Here is a 20700-nt window from a genome sequence, read left to right as displayed (position 1 = left end):
ATTCCGACGACCGAGGAGCGATCATGGTCGAGGCGATGAACTGGATCTCCGAGGTCGTACGCCCGAAGATCAAGACGCTGTTCAAGCGCGAGACGCCGGAGAACCTCTGGGTGAAATGCCCGGAGACCGGCCAGATGGTGTTCCACAAGGAGGTGGAGGCCAATGGCTGGGTGATCCCCGGTTCCGAGCACCACCTGCGCATCACCGCGCAGCAGCGCCTGAAGCTGGTGTTCGACGAGGGCAAGTGGGTCGACGTGCCGTTGCCCGACGCACCGGCCGATCCGCTGAAGTTCCGCGACGAGAAGCGCTACGCCGACCGGCTCAAGGATGCCCGCGCCAAGACCGGCATGACCGACGCGTTCAAGGTCGGGTTCGGCCGCGTCGGCGGCCTGCCGATGACGCTGGCGGTGCAGGATTTCGGCTTCATGGGCGGCTCGCTCGGCATGGCGGCCGGCGAGGCCTTCGTGCGCGGCGCCGAGACGGCGCTCGAGAAGCGCACCCCCTACGTGCTGTTCGCGGCTTCCGGCGGGGCGCGGATGCAGGAGGGCATCCTGTCCCTGATGCAGATGCCCCGCACCACCGTGGCGGTGCGCCGGCTGAACCAGGCCCGCCTGCCCTACATCGTGGTGCTGACGAACCCGACCACCGGCGGCGTCACGGCCTCCTACGCGATGCTCGGCGACGTGCATCTCGCCGAACCCGGGGCGCTGATCGGATTCGCCGGCCCGCGGGTGATCGAGCAGACCATCCGCGAGAAGCTGCCCGACGGCTTCCAGCGCGCCGAGTACCTGAAGGAGCACGGCATGGTCGACCAGGTCGTGCACCGCCGCGACCTGAAGGGCACGATCGCGCGCCTGTGCGGGCTGCTGATGCAGGTGCCGGCAGAAGGCCTGGTGCAGGGCGAGACCAAGGTGGAGGCGAAACCCGAGGTAAAGGCCGAGGCCAAGCCGGTGCCGGCGTAAGACGAGGACCGGAGGCGGGCGTGGCCCCCGGCAAAGGCCGGGCTTGCGGGCTCGGCCCGCCTCTGATCCTCTCTCGCGCCCTGCCCTGACCGGTGGCGGGTGAGGTCGACATCCCCCTGCGAGAATGCCGCGCGAGACCACCGATGGAATCCTCCGACGCCCTGATGGCGCGCTTCCTCGCCCTGCATCCGCGCACCATCGACCTGTCGCTGGGCCGGATCGAGCGCCTGCTGGCGGCGCTGGGCCATCCGGAGCGGCGCCTGCCGCCGGTGATCCACGTCGCGGGGACGAACGGCAAGGGCTCGACCATCGCCACCATGCGGGCGATCCTGGAGGCCGGCGGGCTCTCGGCCCACGTCTACACCTCGCCCCATCTCGTGCGCTTCCACGAGCGCATCCGACTCGGCGCGGTCGGCGGCGGCCGCTTCGTGCCCGAAGAGCGGCTGGCCGAGGCCTTCGCCCGCTGCGAGGCGGTGAATGCCGGCGAGCCGATCACGGTGTTCGAGATCACCACCGCGGCGGCGCTCATGCTCTTTGCCGAGGCGCCCGCCGACGTGCTGCTGCTCGAAGTGGGACTGGGCGGCCGGGTCGACGCCACCAACGTCATCGATAAGCCGGCCTGCGCCGTGGTGACGCCGATCGGCCGCGATCATGCCGAGTATCTCGGCGACACCGTCGAGGCGGTGGCCGGCGAGAAGGCCGGCATCTTCAAGCGCGGCTGCCCGGCGGTGATCGCCCCCCAGGACTACGCCCAGGCCGATGCGGTGCTGTGCGCCCGGGCCGAGGCGGTCGGCGCAACGCCGATCCTCGTCGGCAACCAGGATTTCTCCGCCCACGAGGAACGCGGCCGGCTGGTCTACCAGGACGAGGACGGGCTCCTCGACTTACCCCGGCCCCGCCTCGCCGGGCGCCACCAGATCGTCAATGCCGGCACGGCGATCGCGGCCTTGCGCGCCGCGGGCTTCGGCGACATCGGCACCGAGGCCTTCGAGGCCGGTCTGTCCGCGATCGAGTGGCCGGGCCGGCTCCAGCGCCTGCGCCGGGGCCGGCTCGCCGGCCTCGTCCCGCCCGGCTCGGAACTCTGGCTCGACGGCGGCCACAACATCGACGGCGGCCGCATCCTCGCCGCCGCGATGGCGGATCTGCAGGAACGCGGCGACGCGCCGCTCGTCCTCGTCAGCGCCCTGCTCGGGACCAAGGATGCGGAAGGGTTCCTGGCGAATTTCGCCGGCCTCGCTCGCTTCCTGGTGGCGGTGCCGCTGCCGGGCCAGATGGCGGCGCGGCCGGCCGAGGAGGTCGCCGAGATCGCCGGTCGGGTCGGCCTCTCCGCCATGCCGGCGCCGAGCATCGAGGCGGCCCTGGTCTCCTTGAACGACCGGGCCTGGGAGCGCCCGCCGCGGGTGCTGATCTGCGGCTCGCTCTATCTGGCGGGCGCCGTGCTCGCCGCCAACGGCACCCCACCGACCTGACTTCATCCCGTGAAGCGGAGGGAGAGCCGTCGCGGCGCGAGAAAACCGTTGCGGACCGGTAAACGGCCGGGGACGGGAGAACCGTTATATGAGGGGGAAACGCGGGATGGTTTGCCGGCAGGCTTGACATTTTCCGGGGCTCGCTGGCCGCCCGTGTCGTTGCCGCACCGATGTGGCCGAACTGCTACATCGTGCACGACGGAAATGGTCTAGCTTGGCCTCGATCGGGGAACCTGCTGGGGACCATCATGAAGAAACTCCTGAGTGCTTTCGCTGCCTTCACCGCGCTGACCGCCGCCGCTTCGGCCGCGGACCTGCCGCGTCGCGTTGCTCCGCCGCCGGTCTTCACGCCGGTGCCGGTCTTCACCTGGACCGGCTTCTACGCCGGTTTCAACGCCGGCTACGGCTTCAACACCGCTGACACCCGCGCTCCGACCGTGATCGGCGTGCCGGCCGGCCCGAACGCCGCCAGCAGCGTGTTCGTCACCGCCGCCGGCGTGCCGACCACCGGCGTCATCGCCTTCGGCAACCGCAACAGCAACGACGGCTTCGTCGGCGGCGGCCAGATCGGCTACAACTACCAGTTCACCCCGGGCTCGGGCGTGGTCGTGGGTATCGAGGCCGACGCCCAGTACGTCGACTTCGGCCGCAGCCGCAACCGCTTCGCCTTCGCCACCGTTCCGGGCGGCGGCATCGCCCCGGGCACCCTGGTGTTCAACCCGAACGGCATCTCGGGCCTGGACTTCTTCGGCACCGTGCGCGGCCGTCTCGGCTACGCCTGGGACCGCACCCTCGTGTACGCCACCGGCGGTTTCGCCTACGGCTCGGGCGGCGGTCGCGACTTCGGTCTGACCAACGCGTCGCGTGACGATTTCCAGACCGGCTGGACCGTCGGCGGCGGCGTCGAGTACGCTCTGCCCACCGACTCGTTCCTGAACTTCTTCCGTTCGTCGGCCGTGACCCTCAAGGTCGAAGGCCTGTACGTGAAGCTCGACCAGGGCAACCGCAACAACGGCGTGTTCACCCAGACCGCCAACGGCACGCAGTACTCGGTGTTCTCGCCGGGCGTCGTGTCGGTCGGCCCGGCCAACCTGTACCGTCGCGAGACCGAGTTCGCGGTCGTCCGCGCCGGCCTGAACTACAAGTTCGGCTCGTACTAAGACCTGACTTCCGTCATCTCGACGGAGCGGAGCCCGGCCTCACGGCCGGGCTTTTCGCGTTTGTGGATCCCGCTCGGGCGCCGTTCGCGCGCGCGACCGCCCCTCCGGCCGAAGGGTGCATTCCCGTTGAAGCCTGGCTGTCGCCACGGCACGCTGCCGAATCATGGCTGCCGGCCCGCGCGGGCCGACGGGACTGCCGGAGAGTCAGCACCATGCACGACACGCGGCGCAACGCCCTCGTGGACGCCGCCCGCCGCCTCGCCGGCGCCCGGGCGGCCCTGCCGCAGGGGCTTCGGGACGGGCTGGGGGATCTCGCCCGCTGGGCCGAGGACGGGCTGGCGCGATGGCGCGACCGGCTGCGGGGCGATCGTCCGCGCACCGCCCCCGGGCAGTTCCTGTCGGAGAGCTTCGCGGGTTCGCCGGGCCGGCGCGCCTACCGCCTCTACGTGCCGGGGGGCTATCGCGGCCGGCCAGTCCCGCTGGTGGTGATGCTGCATGGCTGCACGCAGTCGCCGGAGGATTTCGCCGCCGGCACCGGCATGAACGTGCTGGCGGATTCCGAGACAGTCCTGGTCGCCTATCCGGAACAGACGCGGGCCGCCAACCAGGCCGGTGCTGGAACTGGTACAGCCCCGGTGACCAGGGTCGCGACAGCGGCGAGGCCGGGATCATCGCCGGCATCACCCGGGCGGTGATGACGGCTTATGCGGTCGATCCGCGGCGGGTCTTCGTCGCCGGGATCTCGGCCGGGGGCGCAGCGGCGGCCAATGTCGCGGCGGCGCATCCGGAGCTCTACGCGGCGCTCGGGGTGCATTCGGGCCTCTGCGCGGGGGCGGCCCGCACCCTGCCGGGGGCAATCGCGGCGATGCGCGACGGCGGCACCGGCACTGCCTCCCCGGTCCCCACCATCGTGTTCCATGGCGACCGGGACACCACCGTGAACCCGAAGAACGGCGCGGCCCTCGCCACCGCCGCCGGCGGCCGCCTGATCCGGCGCGAGGAAGGCCGGGCCGGATCAGGCCGCACCTTCGAGCGGAGCCTCTACGCCGATGCCGCCGGGCGCCCGACCGTCGAGCATTGGGTGATCCACGGCTCCGGCCATGCCTGGTCCGGCGGCCGCCCTGACGGCAGCTACACCGATCCGCAGGGGCCGGACGCCACGCGGGAGATGTGGCGGTTCTTCAAACAGCACCCCCGGCGCGGGTGAGCCGTCACCGATAGTCGTTCGGGTCGAGGCCGTGGCGGGCGATCTTGTCGTAGAGGGTCTTTCGGGGTGTCCCGAGGGCCTCGGCGGCCACCCGCACGTCGCCGCCGGCCATGATCAGCTCGTCGCGGATCAGGCCGCGCTCGTGGCGGTCCATCTGCTCGGCCAGCGTCGCCGCCTTCGCGGGCTCGGGCACGGCCGGGCCGGTGGGGCTCAAGCCCAGGGCGCAGCGCTCGGCGAAATGGCCGAGCTCGCGCACGTTGCCGGGCCAGTCGTGCCGGCTCAAGTGCTCGCGGATCGCCGGCGTCACCGGCGGCAGCTCCCGGTTGAAGCGGGCGGCGGCCTTGCGCAGGAAGTGCTCGAACAGGAGCGCCACGTCCTCGCGCCGCTCGCGCAAGGGGGGGATCGCCACCGAGACGACGTTCAGGCGGTAATAGAGATCATCGCGAAACGTGCCCTGCGCGGCGGCCTGGCCGAGATCGATCTTGGTCGCGGCCACCACCCGCATGTCGACGGGCTGGATCGCGTTGGTGCCGAGCGGCTCCACCACCCGCTCCTGCAGCACCCGCAGGAGCTTGACCTGGATGTTGAGCGCCATGCTCTCGATCTCGTCGAGGAACAGCGTGCCGCCATCGGCATGCGCGATGCGCCCGACCCGCTTCTTGAGCGCGCCCGTGAAGGCGCCGGCCTCGTGGCCGAACAATTCGCTCTCGACCACGGTGTCGGGCAGCGCGCCGCAATTCATCGCGACGAAATTGCCCTTGGCGCGCCGGCTCCAGCGGTGGAGCGCGCTCGCCACCACCTCCTTGCCCGAGCCGGTCTCGCCGAGCACCAGCACGTCGACATCGGCCTGCGCCACCTCGCGCACGAACTGGCGCAGCCGCGTGATGGCAGGCGAGACGCCGAGGAAGGCCGGGTCCTCCGCCACCGCGGCGTCGAGGCGGGCGCGTAGATTCCGGTTCTCCTCCACCAGGGCCCGGCGCTCCAGGGCGCGCCGCACCGAGGCGACCAGGGTGTCGGCCGGATAGGGCTTGGCGAGGAAATCGTACGCGCCCGCGCGCATCGCCCGGACCGCCATGGTGATGTCGCCGTGGCCGGTGATCAGGATCACCGGCAGCTCCGGATCGGCCTCCTGGATCGCCGAAAACAGCCCGAGCCCGTCGAGGCCCGGCAGGCGCACGTCGGTGACGACGACGCCCGGCGGCTCGGCGAGGATCGCCCGCAGGGCCGATTCGGCGTCGCCGTAAGTCTCGACGGAAAAGCCCGCGAGGTCGAGGCTCTGGCCGTTGGCCCGGCGCACCTCCTCCTCGTCGTCGACGAAGATCACGCGGTGGGAGGGCGCGGTCACGCGGCGGCTCCCGGCGCCGCGGCACATCCCTGCGTGGCGGCGGGGGCCAGCGGCAGCTCGACCCGGAACAGGGCGCCGCCCTCCGGCGAGGCGCCGGCCGAGAGGGTGCCGCCGCATTCCTCGACGATGCCGCGGGAGATGGCCAGCCCGAGGCCGAGGCCGCTCGCCTTGGTGGTGAAGAACGCGTCGAACACCTGGGCGCCACCATCGGGCAGCCCGCCACCATTGTCGCCCACCTCCAGCACCGCGCGCTCCCCCATGACCCGCACCGTCACGGCGATGCGTGGATCGTTCACGCCCGCGACCGCGTCGAGGGCGTTCTGCACCAGGTTGACCACGACCTGCTCCAGCCGCGGCCCCTCCCCCAGCACATAGGGCGAGAGCTCGGGGACCGCGAGGGCGAGGTCGATGCCGGAGAGCCGCCCCTCGACCACCTCCAGGCTCGCCCGCACCACACCGCCGAGCGCGACCGGGTCGCGCCGGCCCGAGGCCTTGCGGGCGAACCCCTTGAGCTGGCGGGTCAGGGCGGCGATGCGCTCGGTCAGGCGGCCGACCGCGGCGAGGTTCTCGGTCGCCTCCGGCAGCCGCTCGCGCTGGATCAGGATGCCGGCATTGTCGGCATAGGAGCGGATCGCGGCCAGCGGCTGGTTGATCTCGTGCGCCATGCTGGCGGCGAACTGGCCGAGCGCCGCGAGCCGGCCGGCATGGGCGAGCTCGCGCCCGAGGCGCTGGCGCTCGGCCTCCGCCCGCTGGCGCTCGGCGATCTCGGCCTTGAGCTTGCGGTTGGTCTCGGTGAGGGCTTCCGTCCGCGCCCGCACCCGCTCCTCCAGATCGATGCGCCGGGCCGCCGCCTCGGCGAGGCTCGCCCGCAGGCGCCGGCGCCGGCCGACGATCTCGGCCAGCCCCAGGCAGGCGAGGCCGACGCCAAGGCCGGCGATGACCTGGGCCTGGATCCGCTCGCGCGCCACCGCGACGCCGACCCGCGTCAGGGTGTGAAGCCGCCAGGTCGTGCCCGGGATGTCGGCGTCGAGGGGCAGGGCCAGCCGCGCCGGCTCGGCCCCGTTGCCGATCCGCACCAGGGTTCCATCCGCCGCCGGATGGATCGGCACCGGCGCGAGCGGCGCGGCGCCGAATTCGAGCCGCTCGCGGATCAGCCGGCGCTCCTCCTCCGGCACCGGCCGTAAGCTGCCGAAGCGCCAGGACGGCTCGCTCGCCATCAGGACGATGCCGCGGGGATCGGTGACCATCACGGTCTCGCCGCCCTTCTTCCAGGAGTCGCGCCAGGCCGCCTCGATGCCGTCGAACTCGACCTTGACCACCACCACCCCGGTCCGTCCGCCGGGGCCGGCGACCCGGCGGCTGAGATAGAGGCCGGGCCGGCCGCTGACGGTGCCGAGCGCGAATTGCCGTCCCGCCCCCTCGGCGAGCGCCTGCTGGATATAGGGCCGGAACCCGTAATTCGTTCCGACGAAGCTGCCGGGCTCGCCGGCATTGCTCGCCGCGATCGCGAGGCCGTCCTGGCGGACGACGTAGATCACCGCAGCCCCGGAGGCCCGGGCGATCTCGGCCAGGCGGTCGTTCACCCGGGCGAGCAGGGCCGGATCCGGCGAAGGACCGACCACCGCGGTGATCTCAGGATCGGTGGCGAGCGCGAGCGGCAGCGATCCCTGTTTCTGCATCTCGGTGCGGAAGGCCGCGACCTGAAGCGCGAGCGTGGCATTCGCCGAGCGCCGCAGGTCGGCGAGCGCCGCCCGCTCGGCGGTGCGGCCCGCAAAAAGGGCCGCCGCCAGCACCGCGGCGAGGCCGAGGAGCCAGGGCAAGGCCGGGGAGCGCGGCAAGCCGCGCCAGCCGGTCACGGCCGCCTCGCCGGACTAGGAATTTTCCTGACGATGGATGCGGATTTCCGGAACAATTCCCGCCCCGCGTTGCGGGGCACCGGAAGCCTCTCCGTGGCCGTTTCCCCCTGTCCCATGAAAATCCTTTTATTGGTCGGCACTTAACAAAAAATTTCGGAATTTCGCCGGCTGGCACGCCGGTTGCCATTGTGTGTCCGTCCGCAGCCTGCCGGTGAGCGGCAGGCCTTCGCGAAAAGGTCGATCACAGCCGAACGGCGAGAGCCGTCGTGAGGCCAAGAGCAAGAGCGCCACAGCGGTTCGACCGCCAACGCCGTCCTGCAACGAGCCATGTAGGGAGAACGTCCAATGGCTACCTCCGTCCCGTCCCCGCTGACCGCGCCCCACGCGCCGCCGGCCCCGAAGCCGATCTACAAGACCCTCTATTTCCAGGTGCTGGTCGCCGTCGCGATCGGCATCACGCTCGGCCACTTCTACCCGGCGCTCGGCGCCGACATGAAGCCGCTCGGCGACGCCTTCATCAAGCTCGTCAAGATGATCATTGCCCCGGTGATCTTCCTCACCGTGGTCTCCGGCATCGCCGGCATGACCAACCTCGAGAAGGTCGGCCGGGTCGGCGGCAAGGCGCTGATCTACTTCATCACCTTCTCCACGCTGGCACTGATCGTCGGCCTGATCATTGCAAACCTCGTCCAGCCGGGCGCAGGGATGCACATCGATCCGAAGTCGCTCGATCCCAAGCAGATCGCGATGTACGCCGAGAAGGCGAAGTCGCAGACGATCACCGACTTCCTGATGAACATCATCCCGTCGACGGCGGTGGGTGCGTTCTCGGGCGGTGAGATCCTCCAGGTCCTGTTCTTCTCGGTGCTGTTCGGCTTCGGCCTCGCCTTCCTGGGCGAGCGCGGCAAGCCGGTGCTCGACTTCATCAAGATCCTGTCCGAGGCGATCTTCGGCGTCGTCCACATCATCATGAAGGTCGCTCCCATCGGCGCCTTCGGCGCGATGGCCTTCACCATCGGCAAGTACGGCATCTCCTCGCTCGCCAACCTCGCCTATCTGGTCGGCGCGTTCTACCTGACCTCGGCGATCTTCGTCTTCGGCGTGCTCGGTCTCGTCGCCCGCTACAACGGTTTCTCGATCGTCAAGCTCGTCCGCTACATCAAGGAGGAGCTGCTGCTGGTGCTCGGCACCTCGTCCTCCGAGTCGGCCCTGCCCTCGCTGCTCGAGAAGATGGAGCGCGCCGGCTGCTCGAAGCCCGTCGTCGGCCTGGTGGTCCCGACCGGCTACTCGTTCAACCTCGACGGCACCAACATCTACATGACCATGGCGGCCCTGTTCATCGCCCAGGCGACGGACACGCCCCTTACCTACGGCGAGCAGGCCCTGCTCCTCCTCGTCGCGATGCTGTCCTCGAAGGGCGCGGCCGGCGTCACCGGCTCGGGCTTCATCACGCTCGCCGCGACGCTGGCGGTGGTCCCCTCCGTGCCGGTCGTCGGCATGGCGCTGATCCTCGGCATCGACCGCTTCATGTCGGAGTGCCGGGCGCTCACCAACTTCATCGGCAACGCGGTGGCCTGCATCGTGGTCGCCCGCTGGGAGGGTGAGGTCGACATGGACCGCCTGAAGGCCGCCCTCGACGGCAACCCGATGCCGCTCGACGAGATCGGCCCGGTCCCGGCGCTCCAGCCGGCCGAGTAAGCGACGATCCGGGGCGAACGCCCCGGGTTGCGAGGATCGGGGGCGGCCCTGCGCACGGCGCGGGGCCGCCCTTTTCGTTTTCCGGGTTATCGTCCCGCATGGCTTCGGGAGGATGTTCGATGGCGGGCGGCGACTGGCGCGGGATGGACCGCGCGACACTGAGCAAGGCCTACGACAATTCCGGCGCGGTGCCCGGCAGCAGCGCCTTCATGGCGGCCTTGCGCGAGCGCAGCGCGGCCTTCCGCGAGGCCCGTTCCGGGGAACTGGACATTTCCTACGGCGCAGGCGCCCGCCAGCGCCTCGACCTCTTCCGCTGCGGAAGGCCGGGAGCGCCGCTCCTCGCCTTCATCCATGGCGGCTACTGGCAGCGCAACGACAGAACCGGCTTCTCGGCGCTGGCCGAAGGACCCCTCGCCCGCGGCCTCGACGTGGCGATGATCGGCTATACGCTCTGCCCCGAGGCGACGATGACCGCGCTCTGCGCCGAGATCCCGGCGGCGCTCGCCCGTTTGCGCGCCCATGCGAGCCCGCCGCGCCTCGTCGTCTCGGGCTGGTCGGCCGGCGGCCACCTCGCGGCGCTCGCCATGGCCTGCCCCGAGGTCGATGCGGGCTTGGCCATCTCCGGCATCTTCGACCTCGCGCCGATCCGGCGCACGGCCCTCGACGACACGCTCCACCTCACCGAGGACGAGGTCGCCGCGCTCTCGCCGATCCGTCACCTACCGGTCGCGGCCGGTCCGCTCACGGTAGCCTATGGCGGCGACGAATTGCCGGAGCTGTGCCGGCAATCGCAGGTCTACCAGGCCGCCTGGGCCGGGACCGGCCTTCCCGGCGACCTCCTGCCCCTGCCCGGCGACGACCATTTCACGGTGCTCGACCAGATGATCCGGCCGGACGGGGCGTTGACGGAGGCGGCGTTGCGGCTGGCGGCGGGGCGAGCTTCCGTCCCCCACGGTGCTGTCTAGGGACAGGAAATAGCGCAGGGTTCCCCTCTCCCCGCGGGCGGGGAGAGGGCTGCTGACCCCTTGTCGGGTCAGCAGCAAGCGGAGGCGCAGCCGGAGCGAGGGAAGGGGGGCTCGACGGATGAGACTCTTCCGGCAATTCCCCCTCACCCCCGCGGCGAACCTGCGGTTCGCTGCCGGGCTCCCTGAGCCCCTTCGGAGCTCAGGCCTCTCCCCGCAACGAAGTCGGGCTTGCCCGACTTCGTCCGTCGCTTGCAGATCCCGGGCAAGCCCGGGATCTGTCGGGGAGAGGAGTAAAGCCTGCGCTCTTCTTGTCTGGAAAGTTTCCCCGGACAGTCCTGCCGCCCGCGGGGCTCGCCGTCCCGCGGCGCGCGCCCTAAAGCAGCGGTGCCGGAACGACCGCGTGGGCCGGATGCCTGCGCAAGGGACGAGAGGAGCGGGCATGGGCCAGCACCACGACCACGCGCATCACGACCACCACGACCACGGGCATGACGACCACGGTCATCACCATCACGGCCCGGGCCACGTCCACGCCCCGGCGAATTTCGGCCGGGCCTTCGCCATCGGCATCGCGCTGAATACCGGCTTCGTGCTGATCGAGGGCGCCTACGGGTTCCTGACCGATTCGGTGGCGCTGCTGGCCGATGCCGGCCACAACCTGTCGGACGTGCTCGGCCTCGTCGTCGCCTGGGCGGCGGCGACGCTGGGCCAGAGGCTGCCGACGGCGCGCTTCACCTACGGCCTGCGCTCGTCCTCGATCCTCGCCGCCCTGTTCAACGCGGTGTTCCTGCTGGTCGCGGTCGGGGCCATCGCCTGGGAGGCGATCCAGCGTTTCAGCGAGCCCGCCCCCGTCCCGGGGCTCACCGTCACGATCGTGGCGCTGATCGGCATCGCGGTGAACGGCATCACCGCCTGGCTGTTCGCCTCGGGCGCCAAGGGCGACATCAACGTCCGCGGCGCCTACCTACACATGCTGGCCGACGCCGCGGTCTCGGCCGGCGTCGTGGCAGCGGGCCTCGTCATCATGGCGACCGGCTGGACCTGGATCGACCCGGCGACCAGCCTCGTCATCGTGGCGGTGATCGTCGCCGGCACCTGGGGGCTCTTGCGCGACAGCGTCGTGCTCTCGCTCAACGCCGTGCCCCCGGGCATCGACCCGGCCGAGGTGCGCCGCTGCCTCGCCGAGCGCCCGGGCGTGGCCGAGGTCCACGACCTCCACGTCTGGCCGATGAGCACCACCGAGACGGCGCTCACCGCCCATCTGGTGATGCCGGAGGGCCATCCCGGCAACGCCTTCCTCAACGACTGCGCGGGTTTGCTGCGCCGCCGCTTCGGCATCGCCCACGTCACGCTGCAGGTGGAACTGGCGGGTGGGCCGGCCTGCGCCCTGGCGCCGGACCACGTGGTCTGACGGCGAGCCCGAACGAAAAGAGGAAGCCGCGCTGTTTCGTGCGAGGCTTCCTCGAAGAGGGACGATCTTGCGGCGGCCCGGACAAATCCGGACCGCCGGCCACCACGCCGACGGCTCAGCCGATATTGCCGGCGCCGAAGGTGGTGTCGCCGAAGGTGGAGCGGCCCTCGAGCGCGCCGTATTGCAGGTAGTGCTGCATCGGGTCGAGCTTGGCTTGCGCCACGTCGCCGTAGGCCCCGAGATACGCCGTGGAGTCGAAGCCCTTCGACGGGTCGCGGCCTTCCTTCCAGCCGTACTGGTCGTAGTGCATCAGCGGGTCGATGCCGGCCGCCTTCACGTCGCCATAGGCAGTCAGGTAGCCCTTGGTGTCGAACACCGCGTTCGGGTTGCGGCCCTCCTTCCAGCCATAGGTCTGGTAGTGCTGGTAGGCGTAGGCCGACGAGTCGCCGCCCGCCGCGATGGCCGCGCGGGCTACGTCGGGGTTCGACAGGAGGTAGTACTCGGCGTCGAAGCCCGGATGCGCCGCCAGATCGGCGGTCTTGCCGATCGCGTCGTAGATCTTGCGGCCCTCGCCCTGGCCGTACTCGATGTAATGCTTGAGCGGGTCGATCCCGGCGGCCTTCACGTCGGGGTTGCGGGCGAGGTACAGCTCGTTGTCGAAGGCGGCGGAGGGGTCGCGGCCCTCCTTCCAGCCGGTGGCATCGTACTGATCGAGCGGGTTCTGGCCCGCGGCGCGGACGGTCGGATTGGCGGCGAGGTAGCCGGTGGTGGAGAACAGCGCGTTGGGGTCGCGGCCCTCCTTCCAGCCATAGGCGGCGTAGTGGGTGTCGGCGTCCTGGCCGGCGGCGAGCACGTCCTTGTTGGTGGCGAGGTAGAACAGGTCGTCGACGAGGGGGGAGCCATCGGCGACGACCACCGTGGCGTCGGTGAACTGGTAGCGCTCGAAGCCGGTGACCCGGTCCTGGCCCTCCGGCCCGACGATCAGCATGTAGGCGCCGTCGCGGGTGACGGTGGTGTCGGCGAGCCGCGAGTTGAACACCAGGGTGTCGGTGCCGGTCGCACCGCCGGGCGAGCGGCCGCCGAGCAGGATGTCGTTGCCGGCAGAGTTGACGATCGTGTCGTCACCGGCGCCGCCGGTGATGATGTCGTCGAAGGCCGTCCCGGTCAGCGTATCGTTGCCGTCGGTGCCGGTGCGGACGACGCCCCGGGCGAGAACCGTGTCGCTGCGGGCGGCGAGGTTCTGGATTCGGGTGTCGCCGGCGGGCGTGGTGTCGGCGGTGCCGTAGGGCGTCGAGGCGTAGAAGGCGCGCAGGTATTCGGCCATCGCGTCCTGCTCGGTGCCCTGCGCCGCGAAGGTCGCGGTGTTGGGCAGCGCGGCGCCGGGCATGGCGGAGGCGAGCGCCACCTTGTTCTCGCCGTAGGCCGGGAAGGGATAGTTGTCGCCGCCGAGGCCCGGCGCGGTGGAGGTGCCGGTCGCCAGGAAGTCGAGGGTGACGGTGCGGATGCCGCGGTTCGGGTCGCCGACGAGCTGGCCGTTCTGCACCAGGGTGTCGGTGATCCGGCCGTTCTCGTCGACGATCGCGGCGTTGAGGACCCGCTGGCCCTCGCGGGTGACGGTGCCGTTGGCGTCGAGGGTCTGGGCGGTCTTGCTGGCGTCGAAGGAGAAGCTCAAGCCGCCGATCTGCGGGAACTGCCCGGGCGTCGCGCCCGCGGCGGTGGCCGAGACCGCGTGTTCCAGGATCCGCTTCATCTCCAGCGCCGACACCGTGGTGACGGCGAGCGCGTTGTTGAAGCGGAGCGAGTTGGTGACGTCGAGCTGCGAGATATCGCCCGATTGCTTGCCGGCGGAGGGGTTCGCCGCCGGGGGAAGCTCGGCGGTGCCGCCGCCCGCGGTCGAGAACGAGCCGATCGAGTCGCGGATGCCGCCGCCGTTCTTGATCGAGACCGCGACCGTGGAATCGTACTGCTTGGCGTACCAGAGATTGGCGTCGGCGGAGAGGTCGCCGAGGTTGGTCTCCTCGGTGCGGACCTCGCCGCGGCGCCCCTCGAGGTAGACGCTGGTGCGGCCGAGGATGTTGCCGTCCTGCTGGCGGATGATGTCGGCGACGCCGGCGGTCTCCTGGATGCCGTCGTTGTTGACGTCGAGGCCCTCGATCATTTCCCTGACGAGGTAGCCCTTGGTGCCCGGCGCGAAGGCCGCGTCCTTCGAGCCCCAGAGCTGCGCCACGCTGGTGTCGTCGACCGCGACCGCACCCGAATTCTGCGGCGTGATCGAGTCGCGGATGATGGTGCCCTGGTCGTCGAAGGTGACGGTCAGGCGGCCGACATAGGAATATTCGGAGGCGGTGTTGACCAGCGCCAGGGTCTGGCCCGAGGCGTTGGTGAAGAATTGCGGGTAGGCGCCGCCCGAGACGTCGCCCGGCAGCAGCCGGTCGTTGGAGTCGGAGAGCAGGGTGTGCGAGCCGCCGCCGATCAGCACGTCGACGTTGCGCAGGAGCGGGGCCAGCGCCTGCTCGTTCGACAGCTGCTGCAGGTGGGTGCCGACGATGACCTTGTTGAGGCCCGGATTGGCCGCGAGCACCCGGTCGACCTCGGCATTGATCTGCTGGGCGAGCAGCGCGATCTCGTCGCGGCCGGTGAAGCCGTCGAGGGTGACGTTGCCGAGCGTCGTCAGCAGCGGCTCGAGCTGGGTGGTGGCGCCGATGAAGGCGATCTTCTCGCCGTTCTCGGTGATGACCACCGACTTGGCGATCTTGTCGGCGCCGGTGCCGGTCTGGGTCGAGGTCGGGCCGGTCTCGGCGAAGGTCGCGGCGTCGCCGTCCTTGTGGACGAGGCCCGACAGCGCCGATTCCTTCGAGAAGTTCAGGTTGGTCGAGAGGTAGGGGAATTGCGACCCGACCCAGGTGTCGTCGGCCGCGCCCGGCGCCGTGCCGAGATTGGCGCCGATGATGTTGGCGACTTCCGTGGGGCCGGAATCGAATTCGTGGTTGCCGAACACCGCGGCCTGGACGCCGATGATGTTCTGGATCGTGATGTCGGCCCGGCCCGGCGAGGCGGTGAGCTTGCCGTAGGCGTTGGCGCCCGAGAGCCCGTAATATTGGTTGTAGATGCCGTTATAGGTCGCGTTCAGCTGCGGGTCGGCGCCCGCGATGAAGAACGGGCTCGGGATCCAGCCGTCGCCGGTCGAGAGGGTGATCGAGTTCGGGGTCGCGTCTTCGAGCTTGTCGACGATCGCCGCGAAGTTCGGCGCGCGCTGGGTCGCCAGGAGACCGGCCTCCCAGTCCGAGGCGTGCAGGATCTGGAGCGTGTAGGTCATCGGGGCGGCCTGCTGGGTGGTGAAGTCGAGCTGGTCCTGCGCGAGGCCCGCGAAGGCGTTGCCGGCCGTGTCGGTGATCGCGCCCTTCGGCACGATCACGTCGTAGGCCGTGCCCGCCTTGAGGTCGGCGCTCGGATCGATCGTGACGGTGTCGCCCGCGATCGCGACCTGGGCGGCGTCGGAGACCGCGATGGTGCGGGTGTCGCCGGCCCCGTCGGTGATCGTGATCGCGCCGGTGCCGGCCTTCACCGCCTCGCTGAAGCGCAGGGTGATGCTGGCGCCGGGCGCGACCCCGGTGGCGTTGTCGGCCGGTGTGGCGGCGACGAGGGTCGGGGCGGTCTGGTCGAGCTTGAGGCCGACCAGGACCGGATCGTGGTCGGATTCGCGCGCCGCCACCTTGCCGTCGAAATACGAGGCGGGGCGGTTGAAATCGAGGTTGTAGTCGATCGCGTCCGCCTCGTCGGCATTGACGTGCCACTCGGTCACGCCGGTCACCTGGCCGTTCAGGCTCGGAGTGGCGAAGGCATGGTCGAGGGCGCCGAAGGCCCCGTCGAAGACGTAGGAATAGGGGTCGGCGAGGCGATCCTCGGCGAGGTTGGTGAAGCCCCCGGCCTTGATCGTGGCGAGGGCGTCCTCCTTGAGGTAGGCGTTGAAGTCGCCGAGCAGGATCACGTCGGAATCCCGGGTGCCGGTCGGCTTCGTCGCCACCCACTCGGTCAGCGCCTTGGCGGCGAGTTCGCGCTGCTGCTGCCAGTTGCCCTGGCCGTCGCCCTGGTCGGCATCCGCGCCGGTGCCGGTGCCGCTCTTCGACTTCAGGTGGTTGATGACCGCCGTGAAATCCTCGCCGCTGGCGATCTCGTGGAACGTCACCGCGAGGGACGCGCGGCTGGTATTCACCCCGTTGAACAGGTGACCGGTCGTGCTCTGCTGCAAGAGCGCAGGATCGATCCGCGCCACGTCCGTATCATCGAGCTTCTCGATCGTGGTGTCGAGCGCGACGCTGACCTTGCTCGGCTTGTAGATGAAGCCGACCGCGATGGCATCGCCGCCGAGGAACTGGCCCTGGTCGAGCTGGTTGCCCGGGTTCACGTAGGCGTAGGTGCCGGCGCCGACCCGGGCGTTGAGCTGGCCGACGAGGTATTCCAGCGCGTTGCCCGGGTTGCCGGGCTGGAACTGGTTCTCCAGCTCGGTGAGGCCGAGCACGTCGGCCCCGGTACCGATCAGGGTCGTGACGAGCTTCTCGGTCTGGCGCGCCAGTTCCTCGCTCGAATTGGCGCCGCGCGGCTGCTGGCCAATCGCGGTGAGCGAGCTCGACGAGGTGTTGAGCGTCGTGAAGTAGTTGAGGACGTTGAGGCTGCCGACCTTCAGCGTGCCGCCGACCGCGTCCGGTGCGCTCGGGCGCGGATTGGCCTTGGTGAAGCTGTTCGCGCCGTCCTCGATCGACCGGACCCGGAAGGCGTTGGTCGGGCCGAACCCGAGGGTACCGGTGAGCCCGGTCACCGTGTCGCCCATCCGGGGCGCGGTGGCGGTCGAGTAGATCGGACCGAAGCCGTCGAGATTCTCGACCGGCAGGTTCTGGCTGTTCGAACCGTCGTCGTAGGTGATCGAGCGGGCGGCGGTCTGAGCGAGGTAGGCGGCGTAGCCTTGCGCGTTCGGCTCGAACTCGTTGGTGAAGGTCTCGGGCCGCCCGCCCGCCGCGAGGCGGATCTCGTCGAAGCGGTCGAGGTTGAACTGCTCGGAGATCGTGAGGGTCTGGGGGAAGCGGACCAGCATCCCCTCGTAGCGTTCGAGGTCCGGCTGCGCCGTCGTGCCGGTGCCCACCACGCCCGCCGTCGGCAGGGTGACGTCGACCGCCTGCGCCTTGACCTCGGCGGCCGAGAGGGCTCCGGCCTGGACGACCTGGATGCCGGAGGCGGCGTTCACCGTGAGCTGCGTCTCGCCGTTGAATTCGGTGACCGTGCCGGTGACCCGGACCCGGTCGCCCTCGTGTACGTCGACGAGGCGGTTGCCGGTGCCCTCGTAGACGAACACCCCTTCCGAGGTCAGGGGGTTGGCATCCTGATCGGCTTTCTCCTCCTGGAGGTAGAAGCCGCCGAGGTTGCGCTTCCCGTCCGCGTCGCCGTTCTGGAAGTCGCCGACGACGATCGCCTCGACCGTGACGGTCTGGCCGACGAGCGGGCTGGCGCTGCCGGCGCCCTGCACCGCCGAGATCAGAGTCACGTCGTCGTTGACGATGGTGCCGGTGGCGCTGGCGTTGCCGGCGCTCACGCGGGCGGTGATGCCGGCCTGGCTCGAACTGGCATTCAGGAGCGTGAGCGCGAAGGTCTCGCTCGGTTCCGGCGTCGCGTCGCCCTGGACGGCGACCGTGACGACCGTCGAGGCGGCACCCGCCGGGATCGTGCCGGTGACGGTGAGCGGCAGGGCCGGGCTGCCGGTGAAGTCGGCGGCGCTGGCCGGGTTGGCGCCGGTGCCGGAGAGCGCGGCGGTGAAGGCGACGGCGCCGAGCGTGCCGTTCGAGCGCTGGACCGTGAAGCTGAAGGTCGTGGTGCCGCTATCGCCCTCGGGACGGCTGACGCTCAGCGAATCGGGCGCGAAGGAGATCTCCTGCGTCGCGCCCTGGGGCAGGGCGGCGTAGAGCGTCGCACCGCCATTCGCCACCTCGTTGGCCGAGACCACGAGGTTCGTGCCGGTCGGGTTGCGGTCGGCGGGAATGAACGTGAGCACCTCCGGCCCGAGATCGGCGGCCGAACCGGCGAGCGGCGGCACGTAGGAGACGTAATTCGCGTTCGCCGGATCGGTCACGTCGTAGACCAGGATGCCGCTCTGGCGCTCCAGGCCGACGAAGGCGTAAATGCGCCCGTTCACCGTGCCGACGGCGATGCCCTCGGGCTCCGGCCCCTTGTTGTCGGAGCGGTCGTCGGGGGTGTTGGAGACGGTCTGGTCGTTGTTGAACCGCTCCGGCGCGATCTGGGCGAAGATTTTTTCGAACTCGCCGCCGGTCTCGCGCACCTTGGTGATGGTGCCGTCGGCATTCTGCCGGAAGATCGAGATGCCGCGGCCGCCCAGCGTGTTGAGCCGGTCGATCACCCCGTCGCCGTCGGTGTCGCCGGTACGCAGGAGCACGTTGAGCCGGGCATAGGCCGGATCGGATTTCAGCGCCTGGAGCACCGGGGTGAGCCGGCTGTTCGGAACCGCGCTCAGCCGCGCGACGTCGTTGGCATCGTCGGCACCGCCGATGACCCGCTGGTCGCCCTCGTTGGCGGTGACGAAGTAGGTCGCGCCGCCGGTGGTGAACGACGCGATGCTGTCGGGCTGGAGCAGGCCGAGGATCGGCGTGCCGGCGGGCGTCGCGGCGATCCGGATCGAGGCGGTGCCGCCCGGCCCGTCGCGGTCGGAGGCGTCGAACTCGTTGCCGGGCAGCGAATGATCGACCGCGCCGAGCGGCTGGATCGCGATCGGCGCCGTGCCGGGATTGGTGAGGTCAATCACCGCGACACCGTTCACCTCCTGGAGGGTGACGTAGGCGAAGCGGTTGTCGGGCGAAATCGCGATGTATTCGGGCTCGATGTCGGCGGACGCGGCCTTGCCGGGCGTGATCGCGAGGCCGCGGGCGCGCAAGGTCGCCTCGGCGCCGTCGAGCCCGGTGAACCCGACGGTCGTGGCGACCGAGGCACTGGCCGCGCCGCCCGAGACGTCGATGATCGAGACGCCCCCGACCGGGTTGCTGGCGGCGCTCGCCTGCTCGCCCTCGTTGGCGACGAGGAGGCGGGTGCCGTCGCGGGTGAACACCAGCTGGTCGGGCCCGACCCCGACGGTGAGCGAGCGCAGCAGCGTGCCGTCGGCGTTGAACAGCGCGACGCGGCCCGGCGCGTCCCCGGTCGCATTGGCGTAGGCCACCGCCACGAGGCCGTTGAAGACCGCGACCGAGTTCACCGCGCCGTATTGCTCGAGGCCAGAGAGCAGGATCTCGCCGGTCTTGGCGAGGGAGCCGGCGGCGTCGAGCCCCACGATCTCGATGCGGTTCTCGCTGGTGTTCTGGACGTAGAGCCGGCTGGTGGTCGCATCGTAGGCCACCACCTCGGCGTTCGGCGCGACCGTCGTCGCCGGATCGTTGGTGGTGGCGTAGGCGCCGAGCCGCACGAGCTGGAGCGCGTTGGTGGCGCTCGGCGGGGTCGTGGCGGTCGCACCCGACAGGCCCTGGAGCGAGGGCGCGGCGTCGTAGATCGCCGTGCCGCCGATCCGGGTGCCGGTATCGTCGTTGAGGATCGTTCCGGTGCCCTGGCCCTTCGCCACCGTGGCGCCCGAGACGTTCGCGACGCTCACCGTGAAGGTTTCCGTCGGCTCGACCACCGTGTCGCCGGTGATATCGACCGCGAAGGTCGCGCGGGTCTCGCCGGCCGCGATGATCTGGCGGGTGAGGCTGCGGGCGGTGTAGTCGCTGCCGGCCGTGGCCGTGCCGTCGGCGGTGGCGATATCGAAGGTCACGCCGCCGGCGGGCGCCGCCGCGCCGAGCGACACCGTGAAGGTGAGCTGCTTGGTGCCTGCATCGCCCTCGCTCGCCTGGACGTCGTCGATCGACAGGGTCGGAAGGGATTGCGCCGCGGTCACCGTGAAGGGAGCGTAGGCGGCGTCGCCGACCCGGGTGGTGGTGTTCTGGGTCCAGGACGAGGTCGTGCCGACGGAGGCCAGGATCTGGTCGCGGGTGCCCGAGGTCGGGCCGGCATAGCGGCCGTTGGCGGAGGGGAGCGCGACGGCGCTCTGGCCCAGCGTCAGGCCCGGCGGCAGGGCCGAGGTGCCGGCGCTGGTGGCGTTGCCGGCAAACGTGGTGCCGCCATCGGCGAAGTTGATCGCGTACAGGAAGGTCGGGCTCGCGGCCGCGCCCTGATAGGCCAGGATCTGGTCGCCCGAGGCGTTGAGCGCGAAGTTCTGCGCCGTGAAGACCGGCGAGTTGGTGCCGCCGGCGGCACTGTCGGTGGTCGGGCGGATCACCGTGCCGGCGGCGAGCGCCGAGGGCGCCGTGTAGGTGTAGGTGCCCTCGCCGGTGCGGAAGGCGCCAGTGCTGGAGCTCCAGCCGTTATCGGTGAAGCTGATGGCCGTTCCGGCCTCGACGTCGCGCAACACCACGAAGGCGAAATCGTCCGGGTTGGTGGCGTCGTAGCCGACGATGGCGATGTCGCCGGCGGCAAGCGTCGTGGCCATGGATTCCAGTGTCTCCGGGCGCGCACGAGGAGCGGCGGCGCCCGAGGCGGCACCACCCGTCAGCGCGAGGCTGTTAGGGCTTATCGGGGAGGGAAAGCGCGCAAGCGGCACC

At 70.6% G+C, this 20700-nt stretch carries 10 protein-coding genes and 1 pseudogene; 8 read left to right on the top strand and 3 right to left on the bottom strand.

The window, feature by feature from the left end; all coding sequences use genetic code 11:
• Positions 1-23 precede the first annotated feature (23 nt).
• From accD to AC3AOF_RS07195, 5 genes and pseudogenes are all read left to right on the top strand, one after another.
• Positions 24-962 carry an acetyl-CoA carboxylase, carboxyltransferase subunit beta gene (accD, locus tag AC3AOF_RS07215; protein WP_236991410.1) on the top strand — a complete coding sequence of 313 codons (939 nt, stop codon included), beginning with the start codon at positions 24-26 and terminating at the stop codon, positions 960-962.
• Positions 963-1105: 143 nt separating this feature from the next.
• A complete protein-coding gene (locus AC3AOF_RS07210) occupies positions 1106-2431 on the top strand; it encodes a bifunctional folylpolyglutamate synthase/dihydrofolate synthase (protein ID WP_236991411.1) in 1326 nt (441 codons plus the stop codon).
• Between the two features lie 248 nt (positions 2432-2679).
• A complete protein-coding gene (locus AC3AOF_RS07205) occupies positions 2680-3591 on the top strand; it encodes an outer membrane protein (protein ID WP_236991412.1) in 912 nt (303 codons plus the stop codon).
• A gap of 212 nt (positions 3592-3803) precedes the next feature.
• A pseudogene (locus AC3AOF_RS07200) lies at positions 3804-4130 on the top strand (PHB depolymerase family esterase); the annotation flags it as partial.
• The gene (locus AC3AOF_RS07195; RefSeq protein ID WP_488348968.1) at positions 4091-4798 is read left to right on the top strand and encodes an extracellular catalytic domain type 1 short-chain-length polyhydroxyalkanoate depolymerase; all 708 of its coding nucleotides are present in this window, start codon (positions 4091-4093) and stop codon (positions 4796-4798) included. The pseudogene AC3AOF_RS07200 and the gene AC3AOF_RS07195, both read left to right, overlap by 40 nt.
• A 4-nt stretch (positions 4799-4802) precedes the next feature.
• Here AC3AOF_RS07195 and AC3AOF_RS07190 read toward each other — a convergent pair whose 3' ends face one another.
• Both AC3AOF_RS07190 and AC3AOF_RS07185 read right to left on the bottom strand, forming a co-directional pair.
• A complete protein-coding gene (locus tag AC3AOF_RS07190) occupies positions 4803-6143 on the bottom strand; it encodes a sigma-54-dependent transcriptional regulator (protein WP_488348080.1) in 1341 nt (446 codons plus the stop codon).
• Positions 6140-7999 carry a sensor histidine kinase gene (locus AC3AOF_RS07185; RefSeq protein WP_488348079.1) on the bottom strand — a complete coding sequence of 620 codons (1860 nt, stop codon included), beginning with the start codon at positions 7997-7999 and terminating at the stop codon, positions 6140-6142. The genes AC3AOF_RS07190 and AC3AOF_RS07185 overlap by 4 nt, the downstream gene beginning before the upstream one ends.
• A 345-nt stretch (positions 8000-8344) precedes the next feature.
• Here AC3AOF_RS07185 and AC3AOF_RS07180 point away from each other — a divergent pair, with 345 nt between their 5' ends.
• The 3 genes from AC3AOF_RS07180 to AC3AOF_RS07170 all read left to right on the top strand — a co-directional run bounded on the left by AC3AOF_RS07180 (position 8345) and on the right by AC3AOF_RS07170 (position 12073).
• A complete protein-coding gene (locus tag AC3AOF_RS07180) occupies positions 8345-9697 on the top strand; it encodes a dicarboxylate/amino acid:cation symporter (protein ID WP_236991416.1) in 1353 nt (450 codons plus the stop codon).
• A 119-nt stretch (positions 9698-9816) separates the two neighbouring features.
• Entirely contained in the window at positions 9817-10662 is an 846-nt protein-coding gene (locus tag AC3AOF_RS07175; protein WP_236991417.1) for an alpha/beta hydrolase, read from the top strand.
• 439 nt (positions 10663-11101) lie between these two features.
• Complete coding sequence (locus tag AC3AOF_RS07170) at positions 11102-12073, top strand: cation diffusion facilitator family transporter (RefSeq protein WP_488348078.1); 972 nt, start codon at positions 11102-11104, stop codon at positions 12071-12073.
• Between the two features lie 115 nt (positions 12074-12188).
• On the opposite strand, the gene AC3AOF_RS07165 is transcribed toward AC3AOF_RS07170, so the two are convergent.
• On the bottom strand, positions 12189-20588 hold the full coding sequence (locus AC3AOF_RS07165; RefSeq protein WP_488348077.1) for an ExeM/NucH family extracellular endonuclease: 8400 nt from the start codon (positions 20586-20588) through the stop codon (positions 12189-12191).
• Positions 20589-20700: the final 112 nt, after the last annotated feature.

It is taken from the genome of Methylobacterium sp. 142-1Y (genome assembly GCF_057747795.1).
This window is presented reverse-complemented; position numbering and strand designations above follow the sequence as displayed.

Coding starts and splice junctions, on each gene's coding strand:
- AC3AOF_RS07180 (WP_236991416.1), top strand. CDS start 8,345: ATGGCTACCTCCGTCCCGTCCCCGCTGACCGCGCCCCACGCGCCGCCG.
- AC3AOF_RS07175 (WP_236991417.1), top strand. CDS start 9,817: ATGGCGGGCGGCGACTGGCGCGGGATGGACCGCGCGACACTGAGCAAG.
- AC3AOF_RS07165 (WP_488348077.1), bottom strand. CDS start 20,588: ATGGCCACGACGCTTGCCGCCGGCGACATCGCCATCGTCGGCTACGAC.
- AC3AOF_RS07170 (WP_488348078.1), top strand. CDS start 11,102: ATGGGCCAGCACCACGACCACGCGCATCACGACCACCACGACCACGGG.
- AC3AOF_RS07205 (WP_236991412.1), top strand. CDS start 2,680: ATGAAGAAACTCCTGAGTGCTTTCGCTGCCTTCACCGCGCTGACCGCC.
- accD (WP_236991410.1), top strand. CDS start 24: ATGGTCGAGGCGATGAACTGGATCTCCGAGGTCGTACGCCCGAAGATC.
- AC3AOF_RS07210 (WP_236991411.1), top strand. CDS start 1,106: ATGGAATCCTCCGACGCCCTGATGGCGCGCTTCCTCGCCCTGCATCCG.